15 protein-coding genes are annotated in these 17,734 nt (G+C 52.2%); 14 read left to right on the top strand and 1 reads right to left on the bottom strand.

The window, feature by feature from the left end:
• Positions 1–287: 287 nt before the first annotated feature.
• The 9 genes from ACY692_RS05580 (at position 288) to ACY692_RS05540 (ending at position 8,233) form a co-directional block, all read left to right on the top strand.
• Complete coding sequence (locus ACY692_RS05580; protein ID WP_462324360.1) at positions 288–1,940, top strand: AMP-binding protein; 1,653 nt, start codon at positions 288–290, stop codon at positions 1,938–1,940.
• Between the two features lie 70 nt (positions 1,941–2,010).
• Entirely contained in the window at positions 2,011–2,682 is a 672-nt protein-coding gene (locus tag ACY692_RS05575) for an HAD family hydrolase (protein WP_462324359.1), read from the top strand.
• A gap of 119 nt (positions 2,683–2,801) precedes the next feature.
• Positions 2,802–3,107, top strand: a complete 306-nt coding sequence (locus ACY692_RS05570) for a YggT family protein (protein WP_462324358.1) — start codon at positions 2,802–2,804, stop codon at positions 3,105–3,107.
• Positions 3,108–3,148: 41 nt separating this feature from the next.
• A complete protein-coding gene (locus tag ACY692_RS05565) occupies positions 3,149–3,451 on the top strand; it encodes a DUF167 domain-containing protein (RefSeq protein ID WP_462324357.1) in 303 nt (100 codons plus the stop codon).
• A 368-nt stretch (positions 3,452–3,819) separates the two neighbouring features.
• On the top strand, positions 3,820–4,044 hold the full coding sequence (locus tag ACY692_RS05560) for a DUF465 domain-containing protein (RefSeq protein WP_462324356.1): 225 nt from the start codon (positions 3,820–3,822) through the stop codon (positions 4,042–4,044).
• A 55-nt stretch (positions 4,045–4,099) separates the two neighbouring features.
• On the top strand, positions 4,100–5,791 hold the full coding sequence (gene ilvB / locus ACY692_RS05555) for a biosynthetic-type acetolactate synthase large subunit (protein ID WP_462324355.1): 1,692 nt from the start codon (positions 4,100–4,102) through the stop codon (positions 5,789–5,791).
• Positions 5,792–5,844: 53 nt separating this feature from the next.
• Entirely contained in the window at positions 5,845–6,333 is a 489-nt protein-coding gene (gene ilvN, locus ACY692_RS05550; RefSeq protein ID WP_462324354.1) for an acetolactate synthase small subunit, read from the top strand.
• 289 nt (positions 6,334–6,622) lie between these two features.
• Positions 6,623–7,612: a ketol-acid reductoisomerase gene (gene ilvC / locus ACY692_RS05545; RefSeq protein ID WP_462324353.1), complete on the top strand. Its 990-nt coding sequence runs from the start codon at positions 6,623–6,625 to the stop codon at positions 7,610–7,612.
• 102 nt (positions 7,613–7,714) lie between these two features.
• Positions 7,715–8,233 (top strand): hypothetical protein, encoded by a 519-nt coding sequence (locus ACY692_RS05540; protein ID WP_462324352.1) that lies wholly within the window; start codon positions 7,715–7,717, stop codon positions 8,231–8,233.
• Positions 8,234–8,682: 449 nt separating this feature from the next.
• Here the strand turns inward: ACY692_RS05540 and ACY692_RS05535 are convergent, their stop codons facing one another.
• Entirely contained in the window at positions 8,683–9,222 is a 540-nt protein-coding gene (locus tag ACY692_RS05535; RefSeq protein ID WP_462324351.1) for a hypothetical protein, read from the bottom strand.
• 697 nt (positions 9,223–9,919) lie between these two features.
• Between ACY692_RS05535 and ACY692_RS05530 the strand changes: the two genes are divergently transcribed.
• From ACY692_RS05530 to ACY692_RS05510, 5 genes are all read left to right on the top strand, one after another.
• Complete coding sequence (locus ACY692_RS05530) at positions 9,920–11,197, top strand: TolC family protein (protein WP_462324350.1); 1,278 nt, start codon at positions 9,920–9,922, stop codon at positions 11,195–11,197.
• Positions 11,198–11,329: 132 nt separating this feature from the next.
• Positions 11,330–12,466: an efflux RND transporter periplasmic adaptor subunit gene (locus ACY692_RS05525; RefSeq protein ID WP_462324349.1), complete on the top strand. Its 1,137-nt coding sequence runs from the start codon at positions 11,330–11,332 to the stop codon at positions 12,464–12,466.
• A 77-nt stretch (positions 12,467–12,543) separates the two neighbouring features.
• Positions 12,544–15,603, top strand: coding sequence for an efflux RND transporter permease subunit (locus ACY692_RS05520; protein ID WP_462324348.1), 3,060 nt, complete (start codon positions 12,544–12,546; stop codon positions 15,601–15,603).
• Position 15,604: 1 nt separating this feature from the next.
• Entirely contained in the window at positions 15,605–16,282 is a 678-nt protein-coding gene (locus ACY692_RS05515) for an ion channel (RefSeq protein ID WP_462324347.1), read from the top strand.
• Positions 16,283–16,823: 541 nt separating this feature from the next.
• On the top strand, positions 16,824–17,734 hold a 911-nt coding region (locus tag ACY692_RS05510; protein WP_462324346.1), incomplete at its 3' end, for a DUF4347 domain-containing protein.

The following is a 17,734-nucleotide window of genomic DNA, read 5'->3' as shown; positions in this document are numbered from 1 at the left end:
AATTCTCCAATCGATTGGACGTAAAACGTACAACTGCGGCTTGGCCACACTAGAGATTCCAGGGGATTTGGCGGTGTTAGATAGGTATGGAATTTTTGAACGTTGGGGAGTCAAGACGTTTTGGGAAGCTTTGATATTCTAGTGGATTGGTGACTATGTCTGTCAGTCGAGGATGTTTGTAGAGGAAAGACCGGGAGAGTGCTGACAAGCAGGTTTGGCTGTCCGGTTTTGGCCAGAATAGTTGCCGGCCCGATCCCATTTTACATTATGATATATAGAGGTATTCCATGACACAACCTGCCTTGCAGGAACGAACACTCGGGCGGATGCTCGACGAGACGATCGAGAAATATCCCGACAACGATGCGGTCGTTTATGTGGATAGGGACTTTCGGTTGACCTACAAGGAGTTCGGCGAAGTGGTCGACCAGACAGCCAAAGGACTCATGGCCCTTGGGGTGGAAAAGGGACACAAGGTGGCCATCTGGGCGAGCAACGTGCCTTTTTGGGTCACCCTGCAGTTTGCCACGGCCAAGATCGGTGCGGTCCTTCTGACGGTGAACACGGCCTATAAAACCAAGGAGCTCGAATACCTGCTCACCCATTCGGAGTGCGAACACATCTTTATCATGGATGGGTTCCGGGACACCGACTATATCCAGACCATGTACGGGCTCGTTCCCGAGCTCAAGACCCGGGCCCGCGGTTACCTGAAGACCGACACGTTTCCCCATCTGCGCAATGTGTTTTTTCTCGGTCAGGAAAAACACAGGGGAATGTACTCCATGCCTGAACTCCTGGCCATCGGGCAGATGATCCCGGAGCAGGAATATCTTGCAAGACAGGACACCCTTGATCCGTATGATGTGGTCAACATGCAGTATACCTCCGGGACAACGGGATTTCCCAAGGGGGTTATGCTCACCCACTACAATATCGGGAACAACGGGTTCTGGATCGGTGAGAACCAGAAATTCACCAACGAGGATCGTGTATGCATTCCCGTGCCTTTGTTCCATTGTTTTGGATGCGTGCTCGGGGTGCTTGCCTGTGTCAGCCATGGATCGTCCATGATTATTCTTGAGGGATTCAATCCCGTGCTCATCATGACCTCGGTGGAAACCGAGCGGTGTACGGCTCTCTACGGCGTTCCGACGATGTTCATCGCCGTGCTCGAGCACAGGCTTTTCGAGAAGTTCGATTTCAGTACACTGCGTACGGGGATCATGGCCGGTTCTCCTTGTCCCGTCCGGGTGATGCGCCAGGTCATCGACAAGATGAATATGGACGAGATCACCATTTGCTACGGCCTGACCGAGGCATCCCCCGTAATGACCCAGACCCGTGTGCATGATGACATCAAGAAGCGTGTCGAGACCGTGGGACGGGCCATGCCGGAGATCGAGGTGGCCATCATGGACCCGGAAACCGATGAGAAAATGCCCAGCGGAACCATTGGCGAGGTCTGCTGCCGCGGCTACAATTCCATGAAGGGCTACTACAACATGCCCGAGGCCACGGCCAAGACCATCGACAAGCATGGTTGGCTCCACTCGGGAGATCTGGGAGTGATGGACGGGGACGGATATGTGACCATCACCGGGCGGATCAAGGATATGATCATCCGTGGCGGAGAAAATATCTATCCCCGCGAAGTCGAGGAGTTTCTCTATACCATGGACGGGATATCCGATGTCCAGGTCGTGGGGGTCCCAAGCCGCAAGTATGGGGAAGAGGTCGGTGCGTTTGTCATTCTCAAGGAAGGGTATTCATACGCCCCAGAGGATGTCCGCGATTATTGCCGGGGGAAGATCGCTCGGTACAAGACCCCAAAATATATACATTTTATTGAAAGTTATCCCATGACCGCCAGCGGTAAAATCCAGAAATACAAGCTCAGGGAACTTGCCGGGGAGCTTTTTCCCCAGGCGATGAAGTAAACCCTCGTGGCGTGTGCGGGCAGGAGGATATGCAAGAACGTTTTCTGACACCAAGGATTGATTACTGACCATGGTATGTTCCAGACCATTATCCACGCACTCGAACGGGCGACTGTCCGGCCGGGTGCGTGGTATCATTTTTGACTGTGACGGGGTGCTTTTCGATTCCAGGGAAGTCAACCGCAGGTATTACAACGGATTGCGTTTTGCCCTTGGTCTTCCGGAACTCTCCGAGAGCGAACTCGACTACGCCCATATGCAGACCGTTTCAAAGGCATTGGAACGGATCATCCCCCGCGAGCGCATGGATGAGATGCACGCGGTACGCAAGAAGTTGTCGTACAAGAAGTATATCCCCTATTTGCAACCGGCAGGTGGTCTCTACGAACTGCTCGACACATTGGGATCATCGGGGATCCGCATGGCCGTGGATACCAACCGTCTGGATACCATGGAAACCATCTTGGAGCGGTTCGATCTGACCCGTTATTTTTTTCCGGTGATAACCTCTGCCTCGGTCGCTTTTCCCAAACCCCACCCGGAAGGCATCCATGCCATTTTGAGAGCGTGGAAGTTCTCCACGGATAGTGTACGGTATATTGGGGATTCCAAGGTGGACGAGATGACCGCATCAAGGGCGGGGGTACGTTTTTGGGCCTACCGGAACAAACACTTGCTGGCCCATCGCCATCTTATTGATTTTTGGGCGTTGCGGGCTATCATGCGCAAAGAGATAAAGTGATGGTGGAACCCGTGCGGGATTGTGGATTGATGCCGTGGCTGAACCAAATGTAACTGAGGGATTATTGTTTTCTTGATTTTTAACCAGGTCTGTGTTTTTTGATGGTATTAGGAGGATCCATGTTTATATTCGAGAATTTTTTGCAAGCCGTTTCCATGCTTTTGAACACTGTCCTTACTTTGTATTTCTGGGTGGTTATCATTTCTGCCCTGCTCTCCTGGGTCAATCCGGACCCGTACAATCCCATAGTACGCATCCTGCGTAATCTCACCGAACCGGTCTTTTACCGTATCCGGAAATGGCTGCCGTTCACCTACATAAGCGGTATCGATTTTTCCCCCGTGGTCGTGTTGCTGGCCATCCAGTTCTTGAAAATCTTTCTTGTGCGTACCTTGTTCCAGTTGACCGGCTTCTTCCCGGGTTGATCACCGTTCACCACTGTTACCTAATCCTATTTTTCACAATAATGCATACCCGCCTCCCCGTGTATATCTGTCAAGTCGGTTCCCATGTTTGGAAGATTTGCGTATGGGTGCAGCCCCGCGCAAAAAAAAGTGGGATCCAGGGGCTCTATGGTGACCGCTTGAAAATAAAGATAGCGGCTCCCCCCGTGGACAACAAGGCCAACCGCGAACTCGTGGATGTGGTCGCCGCTGTTTTGGGGATCAAGCCCCGGCATGTCAGCGTTGCCAGCGGAGAAACGGGACGCAAGAAAGATCTTCTGGTCGACAGTGAAAAGGAGCCCGATTGGGAAAAGCTGTGCCCATAGGGACCGTATGGATGTGCCTGCAAAAAGTATCTCTTGCAGGCGGTTTTAGGTTTTATGTTATTAAGTTTTAAGCAAAACCAGGTAGTTAGATCTCATGATTATTCAGGATCTGGCAATGAGGGCATTTTTTGCAGTCGCATCCGTATGGGCGGGTCCGCCAGAAAATTTCGTACCTATTCCGGTCAAAATTTTACCATGACAACATGGTAAGATTTACCGTCAAATCTGAGTGCTGACCAACAAATTTGAGAAATTTTAGAAATTCGCGATGCTGATTCTAGGAAAATGTACCTGAATAGTTACAAACTTTATCGTATAACTGGCTTGTTACAAGCTAAAACATATACAACCAACAGGAGAGAGTTTCTATGGAACAAAGGGATCTTGAATTGATCGCCAAGTACAGTGAGCAAGACGAGGAACTCAAGGGATTGTGGAAAGAGCATCTTGCATTTGAAAATTATGTAGAAAAAATGGCATCAAAACCTTTTCTAACGCCCGAGGAAGACCGGGAGCTCAAAAACATCAAGAAACAGAAACTATCAGGCAAGACAAAGATGATCGCATTGTTGAAGAAACACAAAGAGAAATAAATCCATGTAAATATATAGGTATCTTCCATATGGATGGAAGTGGGGGAATGTGAATATGGAGTTGACTGGAGCCCAGGTTTTGCTGGAAAGTTTGCGTCGGGAAGGGGTCGATGTTGTTTTTGGTTATCCCGGCGGTGCGACAATCGACATCTATCACGAGATGTCCAAATATCCTTTCAGGCATGTCTTGAGCAGGCATGAGCAAGGAGCTGTCCATGCCGCGGACGGGTACGCAAGGGCATCGGGGCAGGTCGGGGTATGCCTGGTGACTTCCGGCCCGGGTGCGACCAATACGGTAACGGGCATTGCCACCGCTTACATGGATTCCATTCCCCTCGTAGTCTTTACCGGACAGGTGCCGACCTCTCTGATCGGCAACGATGCCTTCCAGGAAGCCGATATCGTGGGCATCACCCGACCCTGCGTCAAACACAACTATCTGGTCAAGGATATCAATGACCTGGCAGTGACCATCAAGCAGGCCTTCTATCTAGCGAGAACCGGCAGACCGGGGCCGGTTCTCGTGGATCTTCCCAAGGATGTCATGCAGGAGGTTGTCGAGTACGAATATCCCGGTGAGATCCAGATGCGGAGTTATAGCCCCCACTACGAACCAAATTCCAGGCAGATAGGCAAGGTTGTCGATCTGTTGCGGTTTTGCAGGAAGCCCTTGCTGTTTGTCGGGGGGGGGGTGATCGGCTCCGATGCATCCGATGAATTGATCTGGCTGGCGAAAAAATTGAACATTCCGGTCATTGGTTCGCTCATGGGGCTTGGGGCCTTTCCGGGCAATGAGCCGCTCTGGTTCGGAATGGTCGGCATGCACGGCACCTATGCGGCCAATATGGCCGTGAACAATGCCGATCTGCTCCTCGCTGTGGGTGTCCGTTTTGACGACCGGGTGACGGGCAAGCTCAGTTCCTTTGCAGAAAAGGGCAAAATCGTCCATATTGATATTGATCCGACCTCCATCCGCAAGAATGTCTCCGTGGACGTGCCCATGGTTTGTGATTGTCGTAAGGCACTCAAGGCACTGAAAAAGGAGATTGAAAAAACAGATTCCTTGAACTGGGACGAGAAGCACAAGGAGTGGCTTGGTAAGATGCAGGCATGGGAAAAGAGCCAGCCCATGACCTACGAAAAAAACGGTTCGACATATATCAAGCCGCAGATGGTTATTGAAACCATCTATGACTTGACCAAGGGGCGGGCGATCATCTCCACCGAGGTCGGCCAGAACCAGATGTGGGCGGCCCAATTCTACAAGTACCATAAACCGCGAACCCTCCTTACCTCCGGGGGGCTCGGCACAATGGGATACGGATTCCCGGCCGCCCTGGGGGCACAGCTGGCTTTTCCGAAATCTCTGGTCATCGATATCGCCGGTGACGGTTCCATCCAGATGAATATCCAGGAGCTGGCCACGGCCGTGAGTTATGAACTTCCGGTGAAGATCGTCATTCTAAACAATGGCCATCTGGGAATGGTCAGGCAGTGGCAGGAGCTTTTTTACAATAGAAACTATTGTGCGACCTGCCTGCATAAGAATCCCGATTTTGTTGCCTTGGCCAAGGCATACGGGGCGCAGGGATTCAGGATTGAGAAACGCGAAGACGTGAACCGTGGCCTCAAGGAGGCGTTTGCCTCCAAGGGGCCGGCTGTCGTCGATGTTTTGGTCGAGCCCGAGGAAAGTGTCTATCCCATGGTTCCGGCCGGAGCTTCCTTGACGGACATGTTGTTGGTCTAAATCAGGTTTTCTCAATCCATCCCCGGGAATGCCCGGGTTTTCAGGAGTGTTCCATGCGTCATGTACTTTCCATACTCGTTGAAAATGAACCAGGAGTTCTCTCCCGTGTCGCGGGCCTCTTCAGCGGCCGGGGGTTCAATATCGAATCGCTCAACGTCGCCCCCACCCTGGAGAAGGGTGTTTCTAGGATGACCATTTGTACCATAGGGGACGACCAGATTATCGAGCAGATCATCAAACAGCTGCGCAAATTGGTCACGGTTATCAAGGTGGTCGATTTGACCCATATGCAGGCGGTCGAGCGGGAAATGGTCCTTATCAAGGTGAGCGCCGAGGACAGCAGACGTGCCGAAGTCCTGAGGATCGCAGATATTTTCCGGTGTAAAGTCGTGGATGTGGCCGCCAATGAGTTGACCCTGGAGATAACCGGGGATCAGGGCAAGATCAGGGCGATAGTCAACCTGCTACAGCGGTTCGGGATCAAGGAAATCGCCCGTACCGGCACAGGTGCCGTCCGTCGCAGCATGCAGCTCGAAGAATAAAAGGATTCGGCTTGCCCCATTGATTTTTAGCGATGTTTTGCAGATGGGGGGAAATATACAAACCTATCATTGCATTTTCGGTCCGTCATCCCGGGCTTGCCCCGGGATGCTGATCGGTCAGGGCCGAATATCGAAAAGCCATTTTTTTCTGCAAGAATCCGGGAGATCCCGGATCAATCCCGGGATGACGGCTGGAAAAGCACGGATTTCTCTACCGTGCTGCCGTTATCGATTCTCCCCGTGCTGACCAACCACCCTTTTTTTTAGATGCATAAGTCAAGGAGACCCCATGAAAGTTTATTATGAACAGGATGCAGATCTGACCCTTTTGGAAGGAAAAACCATCGCCATCATCGGGTATGGCAGCCAGGGACATGCCCATGCCCAGAATCTGCGTGATTCCGGACTCGACGTGATCATCGGTCAGCGTCCCGGTGGTCCCAATTTCGATCTGGCCAAGGAACACGGATTCGAGCCCATGAGTGCTGCAGAGGCCGCCAAGAAGGCCGATGTCATCATGGTCCTCATCCAGGACCAGTACCAGAAGGCGATGTATGAAAAAGAGATCAGACCCAACCTTTCCGCGGGCAACGCCATCGCCTTTGGCCATGGTTTCAATATCCATTACGGACAGATCGAACCACCCAGCGATGTGGATGTGATCATGATAGCCCCCAAGGGCCCCGGCCACCTGGTCCGTCGCGAGTACGAAAAGGGGGGGGCGGTTCCCTCACTTATTGCCGTCCATCAGGACGCCTCCGGCAGGGCCAAGGATGTCGCTCTCGCCTATGCCAAGGGTATTGGTGCAACGCGGTCCGGTGTCCTGGAAACGTCCTTTAAGGAAGAAACCGAAACCGATCTTTTCGGGGAGCAGGCCGTGCTCTGTGGCGGAGTGAGCGAACTTGTCCGCAACGGCTTCGAGACCTTGGTCGGGGCCGGATATCAGCCCGAAATGGCCTTTTTTGAATGCATGCACGAGCTTAAACTGATCGTGGACCTCCTGTATGAAGGCGGGTTCAAGCGCATGCACTACTCAATCAGTGATACCGCCGAGTATGGTGACTATGTGACCGGACCCCGCGTGATCGGCAAGGAAAGCAGGGCGGCCATGGAAACGGCCCTTGCCGAAATCCAGGACGGAACCTTTGCCACCAACTGGATTCTTGAAAACCAGGCCGGGTGTCCCTCTTTCAAGGCCAAGCGTCGTATCGCCCATGACCACCAGATCGAGGAAGTCGGGGACAAACTGCGTTCCATGATGTCCTGGCTCGAGAAGTAGCCTCTTCCACAGGCCGTTGACCAAAAGGGGGATCGATCTGTGTGATCGGTTCCCCTTTTTTGCTCCCATCCACAAAAATTTTAAATACAACACGGGAAATCAATGGGATTGCATCAATTTTCCTTGACCTATGATCCGCTTGAAGACCGTGCGCTCTTGCGCATAAATACGACGGAAAATGAAGAAATACAGTGTCTTTTGACCAGGCGGTACAGCAAGCTATTGCGTCAGGTAATCCGGGATTTTTTGCAAAGGCAGGTTGCGGCGGTCGATGGGCGTGAGAGTACGCAGCTCAAGCACATCGTTGACATGGAACACGAGGCATATACGCAAAAAAATGATTTTTCCAAGGGGTTTAATCACACCCTTGATGCCAGCTTTCCCCTTGGCGACACACCTGTTCTTTTAGTCAAGCTCCAGGCCAAGGAGGTCCGGGACGGAGTGTTGCTCGTTCTTTCATGCGCAACAGGAGCGAAGATCGAACTCCAGCTCCGAACCGAACTCATGCATGGGATGTTGAGACTGATAGATGACGTGGCCGGTCAAGCCGATTGGAATCTCCAGGAGGGAACCGCCCCCCATCCCCGGGGTATGGACCTCGAGGGGGGGATGGTACAGTAGAATATGCGGGATTGTTGTGACCGGGACTGTATAGATGTGCCTGCAAGAAAGAGGTTTTTTTGCAGGCAGGGTTAAGATTTAAGCTGAAGGTTTTAGGTAAAATCAGATTGTTACAAAATATAGTTTTGAGCTTGCGCCCCGGTTTTCGACTTTTTGCTGGAGCATCTGTATATTGGGGGGTGTGAAAAAAAGGTAACTATTCCGGTGTATTTTCTAGGAATCAGAACCGCGAATGTTAGAAATTTTAGAAATGCTAGAGATTTTAGAAGGTTAAGGGAGTTACAGCAAAAGCAGTTTGGAACGCGGGGTTTCCAAACTGCTTTTTTGCTGTAATTTCAGGGTAATAAAATTGTAGGGGTGCCCCTTGCAGAGATATCCAAGCGTACGATATTTTCCAAGGACAAGAACGTGGTGTGCGGATCCTCGGCGAAGAGAGATAGCTATATTTTTTATGTCATGGATTTTGTTTTTATTTTATTGGATGTAGAAGACGTTTTATGATTTTTTATCCATGGTTTGAATACAGAAATAAAGATCATTACAAATATAATTATTATCTGAAACACAGCCATTTCGAGATTCAATGTTTTTGTATGTAGATATTCTGCGTCTTGAAGAGCTGTTAAACGCATGTTGTTAGAAATCTTTTCTGCATGATTGATCCATGGAATAAAATATACGTAACCTGCTATAATAAATCCTATGTTAACTATCCATTTGACGATAACCCACTTGTGTTTGAAAAACCCCCAGCTTGTGAATAAAGCAAAAATTATTCCTGTAGCCATGCATCCAAATGCTCCAGAAACAATGATGTAGTCATCGATGACTTTTATGCATAGATCCCTCATGTGCAGGGCATCGCCTGTCAACGGGCGGATTGCCAGTTGAAGGATGACAAGCCCCATGGCTCCTCCTCCCCATAGACATGCAAAGAACATATGGAAGGTTTTGACCCATTTCAGCCCGTTGCCACGGATTTTTTTCATGTGAACTCCTGATACTGGTCGCTTGGATGCTCCCGCAAAAAGTCGAAAATCGGGGCTCAAGTATGATAAGAACCTGTGCCCTGAAGGGGCACGACATGGAACCAAGGTATTGATTGAACCGTTGACGTAATCCTGACAAACTTATCTAGCGATGTCATACTCTTTCAGAAATCCCGGTCTTGGATACAGGGGGCGATTCCTCGGGAATGGCCTGATTGAGTCCTCTCTATGCTGTGGAGGAACACGTTGTTCGTCGCCCCGGGGGAAGATGGTTGCTGACTTTTTTGGGCCCCGTAGACCTTGATTGTAATGCGAAAACATATTTGACAATTATTTTTGTTTTACGTTATGAGGAATAAAACCACTATATTTATGGGAACACAACCGTGTTTCAGTATGCATAAACTCAAATTTATAATATTTATGTCTGATTTTTTACTGTAATATCAGTTGCCGGAAAAAATATTTAATCGCTAAGAGGTGTCATATGGGGTGTGATTTGGGGGGGAGAATATTCAAAGAAATGTCATATAACCAAAAATTTGTATTTATTTGGTTTTTTATTCTAATACTTTTTTTTCTCCAATTGCCAAATGTTGCCCCGGCCTCGTCGTTGGAAACGTATGCGCCGACTTTTGAAGAACATATCGTCCAGCCTGAATATTTGCAAGAAAGACCAGGGAAAAAAAAGATATCTTTGGATCCAAGACCCAGCCTGGAAACACTTATTGATTCGGCGCTTGGATCGCATCCCGCCCTCCGCCTTTCGTGGGCACGGGTGAAAGGGGCCGCAGCCTCGGTCGGCCAGGCGTTATCGGCCTATTATCCCCACGTATCTTCCGACGTCTTTTACCAATATAATGATGAAGGTACATACCACGAATATGAATTGTGGGAAGAGAACCAGAAAACAGGGGCAAGCCTGGGGATTACGTATCTGCTTCTGGATAATGGCGGAAGGAAGAATAGCGCCAAGGCTGCAAAAAAGGACCTGGATGCGGCGAATTTTGCGTACAACCAGGCCGTTTTGGATCTGGTTTTTGCGGTCCAGTGCCAATATTATGCTTACACCGGATCGCTGCAGATGCTCGCCGCAAAGCAAGAGGATCTGAGGGTTGCCAAATACAATCGTGACAGGGCCAGGGATTTTTTCAAGGCGGGGTTGAGCTCAAAATCAGCCCAGCTTCAAGCCAGGGCGCATGTTTCCCAGATTACCTATCAGCTGGCTTCGATCAGAAGTGATGTGCGCAGGAACTGGAGAAATCTGGCCCTGGTATGCAACATCCCGGTTTCTCCGCAACGCGATGTCGAGCCACCTGCCAGACTGGACAGGGAACTTGTGAGCAAGGGGGCCGAGGAACTGCTCAATATGGTCGAGGACAAAAATCCCGGTCTGCAATCTCTAGGGGCGCGCATCGCCTCGGGAGAACACAATGTGAAAGCGGCTGAATCCCGTTTCTGGCCGGAATTGAGTTTCGTGGGCAGCGGAACGGCCCAAAAGGTCATGTCGACGCAGCGACATCAGGCAGGCATGGAGGAAGATGAGTATCAGGCCTCGGTCGGGGTGAAGATGACATACGATCTTTTTACGGGTTTTTCTGACAGCTACGCGGAACGCGGGGCCAGAGCCGATGTCAACGCCGTCCGTGAAACATTTGCCAAGAGACAGCTGGCGTTGCGGCAGGAAGTGCAGGACTCGTTGAATGAGTACAGGTCCGCCCTGGATAAGCTTGGAGCCGGCAATCAGTATGTTCGGGATGCAAAAGACAGCTACAAGGTTGCGGTCGAATTTTTCAAGGACGGCGAGGGGACGATGGTGGAGATCACCAGGGCCTTGGAACAGCTTGCAAACGCCCGGAGCGAGCGGGTCGCCGCCAGAATGGCCATGTACACGGCTGCCGCGCGTCTGGCCCACAGCTGCGGGGCCTTTGAAAAATTGGGGGCAACAAGGGGGGACTGGCGGCCGATGGATTGACAACTGACGGTATTGGATCTGGCGCGCACCTATGCTGCATAGGGAAAGATTCGGCCAATGATGATGGTAGGACAAACTCGTATGCGCCAGGTCGTCATGAACAGTACACCATAACCCGGCAAGGAGCAGGTAATGACCAGATTGTGGCAAACGGGAATCGGAATACTCGCGGCCTTTATGCTTGTTTGCGGCCCCAGCGATACGTTGCTCGGCAAAAAGACCACGCAGAGCCCACCAACGAATTCCACGCAAAAGGTTCTGCCGGTCAAGGCGGTACGGGTCAAAAAGGGCGATGGAAGGTACCGGATGGATTATCCCGGCGTGGTACTGACCAACAATGAGAGTACACTCTCCTTCCGGGTTTCCGGAATGATCGAGGAGCTTCCGATCCGGGTTGGACAGGTTTTGGAAAAGGGCCAGCTGATCGCACGGTTGGACAATGACCATTTTGTCAACGCGAGAGAACAGGCCCGGGCGGCTACAAGGCAGGCCAAGGCCCGCATGCAGGACGCACGCGCCGAATGCCAAAGGCTTACCAAACTGCGTTCTGTGCGCGATATCTCAAAGCAAAAACTGCAACACGCCGAAACGTCGGCAAAGGCTGCCGAGGAAAATTTTTGCATAGCCCAGAAGCGGTTGGCCGAGGTTGGTCGGGAGCTTGGATACACTAGGCTCACGGCCCCGTTTGACGGGGTCGTGGCCAGCAAGAAGGTCCATGCCTTCCAGACCGTGGAGGCCGGTCAGACCATTGCCCTCATGGTGGATCCATCCGATCTTCTTTTCCGGGTTCAGCTGCCGACCTCCCTGCTGTCCAGGCGGAAGGAGTTCCACTCATTCAAATGCATTTTTCCCGCCCTGAACGGTCTACAACTCGAGGCCAAGCCGCATGGTATCGGTCCGAGCGCATTGCCCCCCCTGCATACCTTTCCCCTGACCGTTGAACTCGGTTCCGCCACGCAGCACTCACTAATGCCCGGAACCGAAGGCATCCTGCGCATAACGGCGGTTACTGATGCATCAAAAAACCATATCCTTGTCCCGGTCAGTGCCATAACCAGTGACCACAATGGCTCGCCCAAGGTATGGATCGCCGATCCAAAATCGGGCCGGGCGCATCCGCATCCCGTTACCTTAGGCGGGCTGCACCAGGGAATGATGGTTGTCACATCCGGTCTTTCCCCCGGAGACCGGGTTATAACCGCCGGGCAGACGCATTTGTCGCCGGGACGGAAGATAACCATCGTCAAGCCCATGTCCGGATCCCGTTGACAATGGGGCGCTGCAGGTTCCGAGTCCGCGCTTGAGGGCCAAACCAGGTTAACTACCATCCTTTGGGGGAAACCGGCATGAACATTACCAAATGGGCCATGAACAACAAAAATACGGTCCTTATTTTTACCCTGATCATTATCCTTGGGGGGGTTAGCTCCTATTTCGAGCTGGGGAAACTCAAGAACCCGACGTTCACCATCCAGACCGCCCTGGTACTCACCGAATATCCCGGAGGTTCCCCTCAGGAGGTCGAACGGCTGGTTACCGACCCCCTGGAAAAGGCGATCCAGGCCATGGGGCAGCTCAAACACGTACGTTCCAAGTCCGAAGCCGGTCGCTCGACAATCTACGTGGACATCAAGGACTCCAATCCTCCCTCGGCCATGCCCCAGATATGGACCAATCTGCGGGAGCGCATTCGGGATGCCCGCGCGTATCTTCCCCCGGGAGCAGGCACCCCGGATGTCATTGATCATTTCGGCCGGAGTTACGGCATTCTCCTGGCGTTGAGCGGGGAGGGATATTCCATGCGTGAGCTCCGGGGCTACGCCAATTACATGAAAAAGCGGCTCAAGAAGTGCGAGGACGCTCAAGGGGTCACCATTTTCGGCATCCAGGAGGAACAGATAGTCCTGGAAATCTCGCGGGAGAAGCTTGCCGGGTTGGATCTCGATTTGGCGAGCGTTCAGCAGGCCCTGAGCGCGCAAAACTGTATCACCGACTATGGACATTTGAACGCCGGTGATAGTCGTATCCGGATCAGTCCATCCGGAGATTTACAAACCGTAGAGGACATCGAGGATCTCGTTCTCGGCGGATCCGGGGGCGATTTTATGCGTTTGGGGGACATCGTTGATGTCCGGAGGGAGTACGTCGATCCGCCAACGGTACTTTTTCGCATGAATGGCGCCCCCGCATTGGCCATAGGTGTTTCCACGGTCAAGGACGGTAATACCGTGGTGCTCGGTACGTCGGTCAAAAAGGAGATAGACAGGCTCACCGCAAAGATGCCCGCCGGCTTGGATGTATCCATCGTCAATTTCCAGGCCGATGTGGTCATGGATTCCATAAATACCTTTATCGTGGCCCTGCTTCAGGCCGTGGGTATCGTCCTGGGCGTGCTGTTGATAGCTCTTGGTTTCCGGAGCGCCATTGTCATTACCAACGGGCTTATTTTCAACATCTGTGCCACATTCATTGTCATGCAGTTTTTCGGGATAGATCTGCAGATCGTGTCCCTGTGCGCCCTTATTATCGCCCTGGGTATGCTGGTGGACGATTCCGTGGTGGTCACGGACAACACCATGGTCGAAATGGAACAGAACAAACTGTCCAAGGAAGATGCCGGGATCAAAGCGGCCCAGTCCACTGCCTTTCCCCAGTTCATCGCCACATTTATCGCGGTGTGCTCTTTTCTGCCCATGGCTCTGGCCGAGAGTTCCCTCGGCGAATACTGCCAGTCCCTGACTTACGTGGTGGCTATCGCCCTAGGCGTAAGCTGGATACAGGCCATGGCCGTGGTCCCGGTCATGAGTGGCCGATTGCTCAAGGTCAAGGAACAGAAAAAGAAAAAAGAACCGTACAGTACTTTTCTTTACCGTAGTTATCTGGCCCTTCTCCGTCCGGCCCTTAAACACCGCTGGATAACATTGGGGATTGTTGTGGGTATATTTGTCCTTGCCTGCTACGGATTCGGGTTGATCCCGTACGCGCTCATGAATAAATCCGGTCGGCCTCAGTACAAAGTGGACTACTGGCTGCCGGAAGGGACGCGAATACACAAGACCTCGAGTGACTTAAAGGATATTGAGCAGAAAATCTTGTCCTGGCCGGAGGTGACCGCGGTGACCACGACAGTAGGGAGCGGTCCTCCACGTTTCATGCTCGGTTTCAGCCCGGAACTGCCGAATATTGCTTATGGAAATATGATCGTCAAAGTAAAGCCGGGGGTGGGTGTACCCAAAATGATAGCACGCACCCAGGATTATATCGCCTCGGCTTTTCCCCAGTCAGATGCCCGGGCCTCGGAATTTATCCCGGGCGGAATGCCTAATTTTCTGATCCAGGCACGGATTTCCGGTGATGATCCGGCAGCCCTGCGTAGCTTGGCCGATCAGGTCAAGAATATTATGCGCGATACGGGAAAAACCGAGGAGCTGCAGCTGGACTGGAGGAACCAGGTCCCCGTGTGGAGGCCCGGGTTCATGCAGGCGGCCGGAGGACTGCGCGGGGTCAGCCGGGAGAGTGTGGCCAAGACTATGCGCTGGCTGTCCAAGGGGAGTAGCTGGGAGGCCTATAGAGGCGACAAGCATCTTATGCCCATCGTCTTTCGGGCCCCGAAAAAGGACGCTTATGATCTGCGTGACGTATCCGCCGTTCCCGTTTCCAATTGGGAGAGTGCCCAGAGGGTGCCCTTGGGGGCGGTTATGGACGAAGGGGAGGTGGTCATGGAAAATCCGATCATACACCACTATGACCGCATGCGGACCCTCACCGTGCGCGCCAATCCCAAGCCGGGAGTGAACTGCGCGGCCTTGCGTAATCAGATAGCCGAAACGATAGAAAAAGAAGTTGATTTTCCCTTTGGCTACACTATTTCCTGGGGTGGTCTGTATGAAACGTCAAAGGAATCGAACGATAGCCTAAACGCCCAGTTCCCCATGGCCATGACCCTGATGCTCATGGCCGTGATCCTGCTCTTCAACGGAGTGCGTTCTCCGCTTATCGTCATCCTCAGTCTGCCGTTGAGCATTGTGGGCGTGGTTGCCGGGATGCTCCTGGCCGGGAGGGACATGGGCTTTATGCCCCTGTTCGGGATCTACGCGCTTATCGGCATGATCATCCGAAATGCGGTGATACTGATCATGGAGATGAACGACCGCACCCGGGACAAGGAGGGTAGGGAAAAATTCGAGGCCGTGGTCCAGGCATCCCTCACCCGAGTGCGACCGGTGCTGATCACGGCCTGCTGCACGTCGTTCGGGATGATTCCCCTTCTGTCCAATCCCATGTTCGGGAGCATGGCGGTGACCATCATGGGCGGACTGCTGGTGGGCACCCTGATCACCCTGATTTTTATTCCTGTCCTGTATACCCTGTTCTATCGGGTCAAGCCTGCGCATAGGGCGGGCTGATATGGGAGCCCTCTTTTCCCGCGTTTTCTTTTCTGCGGACAGGTTCGGGCTCTTGCTGGCTATTTTTCTGCTCCAGCTTTTGAGCCTGCCCCTGTTCGAGGGAAAGCTGTCCTCCGGGGTTCTTTCCGATCTGCTGTTTCTTCTGCTTTTGGCGGCAGCGGCATACTCGGTCAGGAATAACCGGTATTTCCGGATAGCCCTGGTCCTGGGCGGTTTGAGTCTTGTCGGTGTGGTGGTTTGCTTTTTTACGGACAACACCTTTGTGTTATTGGCAACCAGTCTTTTTTATCTGGCTTATCTGGGATTTGTGACCGTCCTGATCGTCTTGGATGTCGGCCGGGATCCGCGGATAAATATCGATAACGTCATGGGTGGGCTGTGCGTGTACATCCTGATCGGGGTGTTCTGGGCCACCCTGTTTTCCATGCTGGAACAGGCCGCCCCGGGGTCCTTTGCCTTTGGTCCGCATGGTGCGCATCCGGACCTGGTCCAATCCGGAACCCTGCTTTATTACTACAGCTTCATAACCCTCATGACCATCGGATTCGGGGACGTTTTCCCCATGTCGCACATGGCCCAGACACTCTCCATCCTGGAAGGGCTGGTCGGACAATTCTATCTGGTTTTCTTTATGGCATCACTCGTTGGGCGCTATCTCGCCGGAAAAAATAGAACCTAGAGCCACTCACGGCAGCGCGGCAGGTAGCTTCACTGCCACCTTGCTGGAGGGACAGACAATCGTAGCCTGATCATGGTCTTGCCCGGGGATACCCGGGCAATTCTATTTTTTAAGCTGACTCTGACCCCAAAAATTCCGCCATCAAGATAATGGCAACCGTTATCTCGGGGTCCGACCCCGATAATAAAAGAGGCGGCATGGATCCATTTTGCAAAAACGGTCCCTCTGTCCATTGCGCTGTGTAAGATTCGACCAATGAGTACTTTCGGACCGTCTTCAATTTACAGGATGCTCCTGCAAAAAAGTCGAAAATCTAGGCTCAAGCGCAAAACCATATTTTTTAACAACCTGATTTTAATCAAATATTTCAAATTAACACCATATGTTTTGGCCTGTTATCCCTTGGTTCAAATTTTTTCCGTATGACCTGCATCGTTGACTGGGTGGCAATCGTGTGTAACTATTTTTACTACTGTAAAAAGATCTCTGTAAGATACTATCCCCCCGAAAAAATGATCGTGACCTTGGTCAAGGAGCCTTGATGTCATTCTTCAGTTTGTTTGCCTCCAAAAAGGACAAGGAAAATCAGCATACTGAAACAACTCCTTTAGTTGCGTCCAAGCTCTTGATGCCATTGGAACCGAGATTTCTCTACGATGCGGCCGGTCTGGCCGTCGGTATCGAAGGGCTCGATCAGGCGGATCAGGATCATGACCAGGTCGATTCCCTTGCCGATGATCATGCGAATACATCGGACAATATTCATCACCTTGCTCAGGAAAACGATCACTTAGTTTTGACCGACCTGGCCCCCCCCGCCGTGGAACAGGCAGACGAACTTGTTTTTGTAGACCCCTCCGTCAAAGACTACCAATCACTGGTAGCAAATATTTCCTCGGATGCCCGCGTCATCGTCCTCGATCCCACCCGGGACGGACTCACCCAGGTCAGCGAATTCCTCGCCCAGAACGGGGAAACAAGCGCTATTCACATCCTTTCCCACGGCGATGCCCACACTCTGAATCTCGCCGGCACCACCCTCACCCCGGACAATCTCGCAGACTACCAGCAGACTCTTTCGGACTGGCAGGCCAATCTTGGCCTGGAAGCCGATATTCTGATCTATGGCTGCGACATTGCCGCCGATGAGGCCGGACAGAACATGATCGCTGAAATTGCCCGTCTGACGGGTGCGGATGTGGCCGCTTCGGATGATCCCACAGGTTCCGAAAGTCTTGGGGGAGACTGGGACCTGGAGCAGGAAGTGGGGCAGATAGATGGGTCGGATGTGGATGATGCCCTGGCTCAGTCGGGGTATGAGGGGCTGCTTGCTGCACCATCTGTAACCTCTCCCGGCAACCTGACCACCAATGAAGATGTTTCCGCATCATTAAGTGGATTTGAGGTCACCTCTCCAAGCAACGACAACATGCAGATCACCGCCACCCTGAC

The organism is Desulfoplanes sp. (assembly GCF_054921335.1).
This window is presented reverse-complemented; position numbering and strand designations above follow the sequence as displayed.